Origin of the sequence: Actinokineospora pegani, assembly GCF_009745975.1 — a bacterium.
Taxonomy (GTDB): Bacteria; Actinomycetota; Actinomycetes; order Mycobacteriales; family Pseudonocardiaceae; genus Actinokineospora; species Actinokineospora pegani.
Genome location: NZ_WHOL01000096.1, coordinates 34,872 through 44,533, shown reverse-complemented (window position 1 = coordinate 44,533; position 9,662 = coordinate 34,872). Strand labels below are relative to the sequence as shown.

Sequence of the window (9,662 nt, the reverse complement as noted above, 5' to 3'; positions counted from 1 at the left end):
CGAGCCGCTAGGAGCGCTTGGCTGTCTTCGCCGCCAGGCGCAGGAGCGTTCGCAGTTGCCCGCGCAGCTTCGGGTGCGGGGCGGACAGCCGTCGCAGCAGGCGCGTCCTGGATCGCCATCCCAGGTCGTCGGTGATCAGGGACATCACCCGCAGGAGCTCTTCCCGCGATCCCTTGCGGCCCAATCGGACGTCGTCGCCGAGGGCGATCAGCTCCGTCAGCAGCTCCCACCCGAACTCCGGGTCGGGCAGCGTGCGGGCCAGCAACAGCCGGACCTGCTCCGGGAACTGGGCGCGCACCTCGTCGCCGTCGAACCACTCAGCGTCGGCGAAGCCGATCAGGTAGAAGACCAGGGCCATCGCCGCGCGCCTGCGGCCGCCGCGCCGGGAACCCGCGGCGGACCACTCGACGACGGTCCCCACCACGCGCGGCCGCAGGGCGGGGTGGCGCAGCAGGCGCATGGTGCTGGCGATGACGGCCCCGTGGACAACCGCGGAGGTCGAGTCGCGGGCCAGGGCGGTCAGCGCGGCGACCGCTTGGTCCACATCGCGGCGGCCCACCGGGGTCGCCCAGTACAAGGCCGCCGCGCTGCGTTCGCCCACCCGGCCCTCGGACCACTGCTCCAGCGTCTGGTCGACCAGCGGACCAAGCTTGTGGTCGTCGGCCAGGCTGGCCAGGGTCGCCGCCGCGAGGTCCTGGGCGCGCAGTTGCCGCTGGCGGGCCAGGGCGCGCAGGGGACGCAGCGGGTCGTGCGCGGGGACCTGGGCGATGAACACGCACAGGCCTCGGCGGATCGGCTCCCAGAAGCCGGTGAACAGGTCTTTCGCGGCCATCCACTGCTCGACGAGCGCGTGCGCCACCGGGTACTCCGCCCACACGTGCCGCAGCACCGCGTCGGCCCAGTCGTGCCGCTCGAAGCGGACCGTGTGCTCGATGAGACCGGCGTGCACCGGGTGGTCGCGCTCGACCATGACCGCCCGGATGGCCTCGATCAGGCCGCGCTTGGACTCGTGGAAGACCTTGGTCGGCTCCGGCTCCACCCCCTCGGGCAGCTCGGCCCGCTTGACCAGCGCGTCGAGCATGTCCGCGAACCGCATGACCTCGTCGACCGGCTCGTTCTCCAGCAGCGCCACCGCGACGGCCAGGGTGCGGGCCCTCGGGTCGGCGGCGGCGAACCACGCCGCCACCGCGACGTCGGCGCCCTCGCGCAGGTCGCGCAGCGCGTCCTCGGAAGTGAGCTTCCCGGCCACCACCCGCAGCGCCAGCCCGGCGGCGCTGATGGCCCGGCTCGGCGGCAGCTCGGTGGTCAGCACGTCCCGGAAGTCTGACTTGAGCAGCGAGACGGCGTCTTCCACCTGCTCGGACCCAGAGCGCTCGACGGCCGCGACCGCGACCTCGAGCGCGTTGGGCGGGGTCAGGGTCGTCGTGACCGCCTCGGCCGCCGGGCAGGAGGCGGCGGGGTGGTCCAGCAGCACGACCAAGTCGCATCCCATGGCGCGCATGAGGCCCGCGCAATGGGTGAACCCGTGGTCGGTGAACGGCTGCCCGCCCGCCTCGCGCAGGTCCCAGACGTAGCCGTGCCCCGCGGTCAGCTCCGACTCGCGGACGCTGCCGAGCGAGCGCTCCGGGTTGAGGTGGGCGACGGTCGCCGCGCCACGGCTGACCAGGATCTTGCGGGCGGTGTAGGAACGGCCGCTCCCACGGCCGCACAGCACCATCGCGCCGCCGGCAGCGGGTGGCAGCAGGGAGCGGGCCTCGTGGAACCCGCCGGGCGCCACGAAGACGTCGCGGACCTCCTCGCGCTCGGCCTTGGTCGCGATGCGCACCACCAGGTCCTCCCGGCCGACGCCGGTGCCGATGATGGAGATGTCACCGTTGATCTGGCCTGCCTGGACGCCGTGGTTGGCGAGGGTGTCGTTGGTGGTCTCGGTCATCGGGCGCCGCCCAGGGTGATGTTGCCGTTGACGGTGTGGGTCTGGACGCCGTGCATGTCGCCGCCGACGTTGTTGGTGACGGTGGAAGGGGGTCGCGGGGTGGGTGGGGTGGCGAGGGACTTCACGTCCACGCCGGGGATGCGGACCCAGGCGGTGGTGCTGAACTCCTTGTTGCGGACGGGGAGCGGGGCGAACTCGGCGCGGCGGACCCTGGTGGTGTGGTCGCCAGCGAAGGCGGCGCGCAGGACGTGGTCGGAGACGATCAGGCCGGTGGTGGCGCGGGACTCGTCGTCGGGGTCGAGGCTGTGGGCCAGCAGGCGCTTGAAGTCCTCGGCGTCGAGGAGGCGGGCGGCGTCCTTGCGCGGGAGGTAGAGGTCGGGGGCGTCGCCGATGGGGCCGGACTCGACCGACAGGCGCAGGCGGACCTGCGGGCGGTGCCAGGTGTTGTGCTCGACGAGCGCGGCATCGATGGCGTGGGCGGCGTCGAGCAGGTCGGCCACCCGGGCGCCGGGGACGGTGATCAGCGCCCCGTCGCCGGTGTCGGAGCGGTGCAGCACCTCGGCAGCCCGCTCGGCCAACGCCGTCTCCACGGTCCCCAGAGCTATCCGCCGCGCCACGGCGGTGTGCTTGCCGGGCAGCCTCGCCGAGCCGACGATGTCGACGCCCAGGACCGCCCGGTGTTCCGCGACCAGTGCCACGTCCATGTCCTTCCTCGCAGTGTGCTGGATGGAGGACATGCTCACCGGACGGACGGGCGCGTTCTCCCTGATATCAGGGAGAACGGTGGATCTCGCCCAAGAACAGGAACCGGCGCCTGCTGGTCTTCAGGACGCCCTCGTCGCGCAGCCCGGACAGGGCGGACTCGACGCGTTCGTGGGAGGCGCCGACGGCCAGGGCCAGGTCGTGCTGGCTGGGGCCGCGCAGCAGCAGGCCCTCGCTGGTGCGGTCGCCGAAGCTCAGCGCCCAGTGGCGCAGGGTCTCGCGCACCCGGGTGTGGACGTCCCTGGCCGCGTTGACCCGGTGCAGGTCGGCCCGCCCGCGCTGCTCGCGCCACGTCTCGTCGACCAGTTCGCCGATGTCCGGGACGGTCGCGCGCAGCCGGAGGAACACGGAGGCGGCGACCCGGACGACGTGGACAACCGTCAACGCCTCGATGGTGGCGCTGCGCGGCGCGCCGTGGATGACCCCGGCCTCGCCGATCAGCTCGCCGGGACCAACAAGCCCGGCCACCGTCGGGCCGCTGTCCGGGGTCAGCAGGACGACCTTGGTCAGCCCGGTTTCGATCAGCATGACCTCGTCGCTCGGGTCGCCGGTGCTCAGCAGGCGGTCACCGGGCGCGAAGCGCCAAGGCCTGCCCTCGGCGCGCAGCCGGGCGCGGCCTGCGGAGGGGGAGCCCATCGGGCCATCGTGCCCAGGCGCGGGGCGCTCCGGGGCGGGCGCCTGGGCTGTTCACCCGATCAGACCGGTTCCAGGGCCAGGGTTGCCACCGCCTTCGGGACGTTGTTGACGCACAGGGCGTCCACCCCGGCGTCGAGGAGGGTCTTGGCGAACTTCAGGGTGGGGCACCAGGCGAGGAACTCGCGGCCGCTGGCGTGGACGGTGTCGACCACGTACTCCAGGGGGCGCGGCAGCGGGGCCTGGTCGGACTCGGCGGGGCGCAGGGAGCCCCAGTGCGGGGCCAGGACCTGCACGTCCAGGTGGGCGGCCGAGGCGACGGCCTGGTCGATGGGGAACTCCAACCAGGTCAGCAGGCCCCGGGGGACGCCGGGGGCGACCTCCCGGGCGATGTCGAGAGCGCCCGCGTCGAAGGAGCTGATCAGGGTGGGGCGCACCCGCGACTCCCGGCGGGCGATGGCCCCGAGGCGGCCCATCGTGGAGCGGGCGCGGCTGCGGGTGGCGTCCTCCATCGACGTCTTGACGTCGAAGTCGACGCCGATGTGGTGGGGCAGCGCCGACAGCAGGTCCGCCAGGCGGAGGACTCCGCGCGCGGCGGCCTGCTCGCCGGTGAGGTCGGCGTAGAACACGCCGTCGTCGTCGGTGGGGTCGTGCGCGACGACCAGGTGGTCGTCCGCCGTGCGGCGCACGTCCACCTCGACCCAGTCCACGCCCGCCTCGGCGGCGGCCAGGAAGGACTCGAGCGTGTTCTCGACGTGGCCGTCGACCACGCCGCGGCCGCACCCCCGGTGACCCAGGAGAACCGGCCTGGGACCGAAGATTCTGTTGGCGTCCATAACGCGCCGCCACCCACCGGCGCGGCGCGAGCGCTACGCCGCGGACGTGACGGTCTTGCCCACCTCCAGGTTCGCACGCTCGAGGTCGCCCGCGAAGTCCACCTCCACCACGAAGAACGCGGAGATGTCCAGCGCCTGGACCCGGATGCCCACCCCCTCGATCGCGGACTCGATGCCGCGCTCGAAGTAGTCGGTGTCCGAGCACGACCCGAGGTGCTCGACGAGCGCCCCCAGGTCCGAGGACGCGATGTAGTTGATGCCGACGGCCTCACCGAGACCGCCGACCACCGATTTTGACAGCTCCGCGATGTATCCGTTGGGCGAAGCGGTGTACTTCACCTCTTCCTCCCCCACGGCGGCGGTGTTCACGCAGACGAACGACTGGTCGCGATCGATCGCCGGGAGGACCTCGTGCAGCAGCCGCGCGTCGAACACGACGTCGCCGTTGAGCCAGAGCACGCCGCCGTCGCCAGGCTGGCGCAGCGCTTTGAGCAGGCTCTTCGCGGTGTTGGTCGACTGGAAGCGCTCGTTGTAGACGAACCGCGCGTCCGCGGCGGCGGCCATGACCTGCGCGGCCTCGAAGCCGACGACGACGGTCAGGTCGAACCCGTCCGGGCCGAACGCGGCGGCGAGGTTGTCCAGTTGCTGCCGCATGATCGAGCGCCCGTCGGCCAGCGGGGTCAGCGGTTTCGGCTTGGGCATCCCCAGCCTGGTCCCCATGCCCGCGGCCAGGATGACAACTCGCTGTCGGTGGCTCACGCCGACCTCCCCGGTGCGCTCGTGCGGGTCGCGGCGAGCAGGGCCAGTTCCCTGTCGCGCAGCTCCGCTGTCTCGGTGATGGCGCCCAGGAACCGGGCGGTGGACTCGCCCGGCCCCAGGTCGCCGAAGTAGCCGCGTCTGGCGGCCCGCCGGTCTTCGCGGCGCGCGTCGGCCGCCAGCCGGTCGGTGATGGTCGCCGGCAGCGCGGCGAGGGTGGTGGAGTCGACGATGTCGGCCGCGGCGGCGACCGGGGCCTCGGCCAGCAGCCGGGCCCGGTCCTCGTGCCGGTCGGCGATGAGCATCGGCTGCTCCGGGCGCAGGTACAGGAAGTCCAGGCCGACCGAGGACACGTCGGTGACGATGAGGTCGCAGCCGGGGAACACGGCCAGGATGTCGCCGTCGGCGTGCACCTGGTGCCCGGCGCCGGGGTCGCGCCAGGCGGCGTCCTCGACCAGCCGCACGATCGCCTCGTGGCTGTCGACCATCGACGGCAGCGGGCTCAGCGGGACGCGCGGGTGCGGCTTGTAGACCACGCGGACGTCCGGCACGGCCAGCGCGGCGGCGACGATCGCGGGGCCGAACACGTCGACGGAGGTGTAGTTGTTCGACGCGTTCTCGCCCTCCCAGGTGGGGGCGTAGAGCACGGTGCGCCGGTCGGTGGGCGCCAGCAGCGGCGCCGGGCGCAGGTCCAGTTGCGGGCGGCCGACGGGCACCAGCTTGTCCTGGTCGAACGACATCAGCGCGGCGCGGTGGCGGGCCACGGCGTTCGGCCCGGCGACGAACACCCGGTCGTAGGCCTTGACCTGGTTGCTGACCATGCACACCTTGTCGGACTCGCCGTGGTTGACGTGCACGTGCTGGATGCGCCGCTGGGTCAGCGAGTGGAAGTTGTGCACGGAGTTGTTGACGTAGAGCGCGACCTTGAAGTCGCTCAGCTCGTACAGGTCGACCAGGTCGGGGAACGCCGGGGCCAGTACGCAGCGCAGCGGGGTCAGCACCGACAGCTCGGCCAGCGTCGCCAGGTTGCGCAGGACGATCACCACGCTGTGCCGCTCGTCGAGCAGCTCGAACACCGGCAGCCACTGCTTGAGCTGGTAGAGCTTGCGCGGGTCGTCGGCGAAGTAGACGACGACCTCGCCGTCCACCGGCTCGCCCGGCGTGTAGCCCTCGGGGGCGGGACCCTCCGGGCTGTCCAGCAGCCGGTGCGCCGCATCGGGCCCGGCGCTCCTGCGACGACCGAAAAGGCCCATGCGGCGACACTCCTTGCGTTGGGAAGACAAAGCGGGCGTGTGGGTACGGCAGACCGCACGAGGAATGCGCCTGGTCGAGGTTGTGGGGTGAACCGGCTGCCGTCGCCATCGGGGGCGCCGACCGGTCCGCCCCATTGTCACTGATGGACACCGTTTAGCCAAGTGCGGGTCCCCCGAGAGAAACCGATTGTTTACCGGTTCCCGCCTGTTCGCGGGAGCGAACCGCGCCCGTACACGGTGCGGGGCGGTCGCGGCACGGCGGTGAGGGGATCGATACGGGGCGGCAACAGCACCCGGGAATCGGCAACGGCGCGCTGTTCCGGACGAAACGCGTCGGCCACCCCCGGCCCGTGTACTTGTCGCCATGCCGGAGATGTTCTTCACCGTCAGGTGGCCCGACGGCACGGCGCAGCGGTGCTACTCCCCGTCCCTGGTCGTCGAGGACCACCTGGAACCGGGCGCCCGCTACCCCGTCGCCGAGTTCGTCCAGCGTAGCTGCGCCGCGCTCGATGTGGGTTCGGAACGGGTGCGCGCCAGGTACGGGTTCGCCTGCTCCAACGCCCAGGCGCAGATGAGGGAGATCCGGGCACGGGCAGCGGCGCTCGACGACAGCCACCGGGCAGGGCACGTACGAGTCGAGGGGTTCGAGCGATGAGCAGGCTGGTTTCGGTGCCGGGCGACGGCGGGCTCGACGGCCTGCACCGCTCGGTCGTGGTGATCGGCGGTGGGCAGGCGGGCCTGTCCATGAGCCACTGCCTGGTCCAGCGCGGGGTCGACCACCTGGTGCTGGAAAAGGGCGTGCTGGGCAACGAGTGGGCGGACCGGCGGTGGGACTCCTTCTGCCTGGTGACCCCCAACTGGCAGTGCGCGCTGCCCGGCTTCGGGTACGACGGGCCGGACCCGCACGGGTTCATGCTCCGCGACGAGATCGTGGGCTACCTGCGCCGCTACGCCGACTCCTTCCACCCGCCGCTGATCGAGGGCGTGGAGGTGACCCGGCTGGGCGCCGAGCGCGGCGGCCGGTTCGTGGTGCGGACCGGCGCGGGCACCCTGACCGCCGACCACGTGGTGGTGGCGACCGGTCCCTACCAGGTCCCGCTGACCCCGCGGGTGGCCGAGCGGCTGCCCGACGACGTCGTCCAGGTGCACTCGTCCGGCTACCGCAACCCCGAGCAGTTGCCCGGGGGCGCGGTGCTCGTCGTCGGCACCGGGCAGTCCGGCTGCCAGATCGCCGAGGACCTGCACCTGGCCGGGCGCCGGGTGCACCTGGCGACCGGGTCCGCGCCGCGCGTGGCCCGCCGCTACCGGGGCCGCGACGTCGTCGACTGGCTCGAGGACATGGGCTACTACCGCAAGTCCATCGACGAGTTCGACGACGCCGACGCGGTCCGGCTGCGCGCCAACCACTACGTCACCGGCCGCGACGGGGGCCGCGACATCGACCTGCGGGCCTTCGCCACGCAGGGCATGGTCCTGCACGGGCGCCTGACCGGGGTCCACGGCGGCGCCGTCGAGTTCGGCGACGACCTGCGCCGCAACCTCGACGCCGCCGACGCGGTCTCGGAGTCCATCAAGGACTCCTGCGACGCGTGGATCGCCGCCACCGGCGTGGACGCCCCGCACGAGGACCGCTACACCCCCGTCTGGGAGCCCGCGCACGACGGGCCGACCTCGGTCGACCTCGCCGCCGAGGGCATCACGTCGGTCGTGTGGTGCACCGGGTTCGGCCGGGACAACCGGTGGATCGACCTGCCGGTGTTCGACGGCCGCGGCTACCCGGCCCACCATCGCGGCGCGACCAGCTTCCCCGGCCTGCACTTCCTCGGCCTGCCCTGGCAGTGGACGTGGGGCTCCGGCCGGTTCTGCGGCGTCGCGGGCGACGCCGAGCACATCGCCGGGCTCGTGTCCTCGTCCCGGGAGACGGCCTTCGAGGTGCCGTGGCTGTCCGGCACGCCCGCGAGCACCTCGCCGTCGACCGACGAGTGGGTAGCGCCCAGAACCGTTGCGTAACAGAGGAAATCTCCTGTTGTTCCGGGAGGAATCATCGCGACACGAGCAGGAGGTGGACTATGGCCATGACCGGCCGCTGGGTACACGACGCGCACCGCCACCTCGGCGTGCTCCCGGCGCACCCGTTCTACGGCGGTCCGGCGGTCAACGCCGACGTCGGGGCCAGGGCCACGGTCGACGAGCTGATCGCGGACCTGGACGCCGAGGGCGTCGAGCGGGCCCTGGTGATCCCCAACTACGGGGTCCCCGACCCCGACGTCGCCTTCGGGTTCAACGAGCTGGTCGTCGAGGCGGCGGGCCGTGACGAGCGGGTCCGCGCCGCGCTGTGGACCTCGCCCAAGCCCGCTGACGCCGAGCGCAACACCAAGGCGCTGGCGCTGGCCGGGGAGCCCGGGGTCCGCGCGCTCAAGACCAGCTTCCTGCTCGGCGGCCGCCCCACCGACCCCGCGTGCGCGCCGGAGATCGACCGGATCTTCGGCGCGGCGCGCGAGCACGGCCTGGTCGTGCACGTCCACACCTCGCCTGGCTCGGCGTCGGACATCGACGAGGTGGGCACGCTCGTCGACCGCTACGGCGACGACGTCGACATCCACCTGGTGCACTTCGGCGGCGGGATGAGCGGGCACATGAAGCTCGTCGGCGGCCGCTTCTTCGACTGGGTCGCCGCCGGGAAGCGGGTCTACACCGACCTGTCCTGGGCGATCGGGTTCGCCCCGCGCTGGCTGGCCGAGGAGATCTCCCGGCGGGGGATCGGCCACGACCGGGTGCTGTTCGCCAGCGACCAGCCCTGGGGCGACTTCGCCGGGGAATACCACAAGCTCAAGGCCGTCACCGGCGACGGCGAACTAGCGGACCTCGTCTTCCGCGACACCTTCGCGCGTCTCTACGGATGACGCAGCGTGCAGCGGTCCACCGGTAACACCACACATCAAGGAGAACGCGGCCATGGCTGACCTGACCGAGCTCGAAGAGCAGAGCCTCAACGAGATCCCGCACCCCTCGCTGCCCGACGGCTCGAACATCTACGGCGGCACCAAGGTCTTCCCCGACCACCAGGCCGAGCCGGGCCAGAGCTACTTCACCCTCGTGCACGGCATCGCGCACGAGTCCTCCGTGAGCTTCGTGGCGATCCTGCAGGCGACCCGAGCGCTGCGCAAGGGCTTCGAGTCCGCTATCTACTTCTACGGCCCCGGCTCGATGAACGCCATGGCCACCCGCGGTTTCCCCACCACCGGCAACTCCGCGTTCCCCGGCGAGCACAACATCAACGAGTCGCTGAAGACCTTCATCAAGGAGGGCGGCAAGGTCTACTGCTGCCGCTTCGGCCTGTCGCTGCACGGGTTGCGCGAGGAGGACCTCATCGAGGGCGTCATCCCCACGCACCCGCTGGACGTGCAGGACGCCCTCATCCACTACGCCCGCAAGGGCGCGATCATCAACTCCACCTACATGTGGTGACCGGGTGGCGGTGGGCGCGGG

10 protein-coding genes are annotated in these 9,662 nt (G+C 72.2%); 4 read left to right on the top strand and 6 right to left on the bottom strand.

Translation table 11 applies throughout. The features are described 5' to 3' along the window. Window positions 1-7 precede the first annotated feature (7 nt). The 6 genes from GCL84_RS16725 to GCL84_RS16700 all read right to left on the bottom strand — a co-directional run bounded on the left by GCL84_RS16725 (window position 8) and on the right by GCL84_RS16700 (window position 6,173). Complete coding sequence (locus tag GCL84_RS16725) at window positions 8-1,933, bottom strand: hypothetical protein (RefSeq protein WP_156756414.1); 1,926 nt, start codon at window positions 1,931-1,933, stop codon at window positions 8-10. After that, complete coding sequence (locus tag GCL84_RS16720) at window positions 1,930-2,631, bottom strand: hypothetical protein (RefSeq protein WP_156756413.1); 702 nt, start codon at window positions 2,629-2,631, stop codon at window positions 1,930-1,932. Before GCL84_RS16720 ends, GCL84_RS16725 begins: the two co-directional genes overlap by 4 nt. Window positions 2,632-2,704: 73 nt before the next feature. Further along, entirely contained in the window at window positions 2,705-3,331 is a 627-nt protein-coding gene (locus GCL84_RS16715) for a Crp/Fnr family transcriptional regulator (RefSeq protein ID WP_156756412.1), read from the bottom strand. Between the two features lie 59 nt (window positions 3,332-3,390). Then, the gene (locus tag GCL84_RS16710; protein WP_156756411.1) at window positions 3,391-4,164 is read right to left on the bottom strand and encodes a glycerophosphodiester phosphodiesterase; all 774 of its coding nucleotides are present in this window, start codon (window positions 4,162-4,164) and stop codon (window positions 3,391-3,393) included. A gap of 33 nt (window positions 4,165-4,197) precedes the next feature. Next, a complete protein-coding gene (locus GCL84_RS16705) occupies window positions 4,198-4,923 on the bottom strand; it encodes a phosphocholine cytidylyltransferase family protein (protein WP_197523307.1) in 726 nt (241 codons plus the stop codon). Continuing rightward, complete coding sequence (locus GCL84_RS16700; RefSeq protein WP_156756410.1) at window positions 4,920-6,173, bottom strand: CDP-glycerol glycerophosphotransferase family protein; 1,254 nt, start codon at window positions 6,171-6,173, stop codon at window positions 4,920-4,922. Before GCL84_RS16700 ends, GCL84_RS16705 begins: the two co-directional genes overlap by 4 nt. A gap of 364 nt (window positions 6,174-6,537) precedes the next feature. Here GCL84_RS16700 and GCL84_RS16695 point away from each other — a divergent pair, with 364 nt between their 5' ends. The 4 genes from GCL84_RS16695 (at window position 6,538) to GCL84_RS16680 (ending at window position 9,641) form a co-directional block, all read left to right on the top strand. Beyond that, a complete protein-coding gene (locus GCL84_RS16695) occupies window positions 6,538-6,828 on the top strand; it encodes an MSMEG_0570 family nitrogen starvation response protein (RefSeq protein WP_156756409.1) in 291 nt (96 codons plus the stop codon). Then, window positions 6,825-8,183: an MSMEG_0569 family flavin-dependent oxidoreductase gene (locus GCL84_RS16690; protein ID WP_156756408.1), complete on the top strand. Its 1,359-nt coding sequence runs from the start codon at window positions 6,825-6,827 to the stop codon at window positions 8,181-8,183. Before GCL84_RS16695 ends, GCL84_RS16690 begins: the two co-directional genes overlap by 4 nt. Before the next feature lie 65 nt (window positions 8,184-8,248). Beyond that, window positions 8,249-9,076: an amidohydrolase family protein gene (locus GCL84_RS16685; RefSeq protein ID WP_156756407.1), complete on the top strand. Its 828-nt coding sequence runs from the start codon at window positions 8,249-8,251 to the stop codon at window positions 9,074-9,076. Window positions 9,077-9,128: 52 nt separating this feature from the next. Next, entirely contained in the window at window positions 9,129-9,641 is a 513-nt protein-coding gene (locus GCL84_RS16680; protein ID WP_156756406.1) for an MSMEG_0572/Sll0783 family nitrogen starvation response protein, read from the top strand. The last annotated feature ends 21 nt before the right edge of the window (window positions 9,642-9,662 follow it).

What these genes read in the sequence shown, in the direction of transcription:
- GCL84_RS16710 (WP_156756411.1), bottom strand. Translation starts at nt 4,164, where the DNA reads ATGGACGCCAACAGAATCTTCGGTCCCAGGCCGGTTCTCCTGGGTCAC.
- GCL84_RS16690 (WP_156756408.1), top strand. Translation starts at nt 6,825, where the DNA reads ATGAGCAGGCTGGTTTCGGTGCCGGGCGACGGCGGGCTCGACGGCCTG.
- GCL84_RS16715 (WP_156756412.1), bottom strand. Translation starts at nt 3,331, where the DNA reads ATGGGCTCCCCCTCCGCAGGCCGCGCCCGGCTGCGCGCCGAGGGCAGG.
- GCL84_RS16725 (WP_156756414.1), bottom strand. Translation starts at nt 1,933, where the DNA reads ATGACCGAGACCACCAACGACACCCTCGCCAACCACGGCGTCCAGGCA.
- GCL84_RS16695 (WP_156756409.1), top strand. Translation starts at nt 6,538, where the DNA reads ATGCCGGAGATGTTCTTCACCGTCAGGTGGCCCGACGGCACGGCGCAG.
- GCL84_RS16700 (WP_156756410.1), bottom strand. Translation starts at nt 6,173, where the DNA reads ATGGGCCTTTTCGGTCGTCGCAGGAGCGCCGGGCCCGATGCGGCGCAC.
- GCL84_RS16680 (WP_156756406.1), top strand. Translation starts at nt 9,129, where the DNA reads ATGGCTGACCTGACCGAGCTCGAAGAGCAGAGCCTCAACGAGATCCCG.
- GCL84_RS16685 (WP_156756407.1), top strand. Translation starts at nt 8,249, where the DNA reads ATGACCGGCCGCTGGGTACACGACGCGCACCGCCACCTCGGCGTGCTC.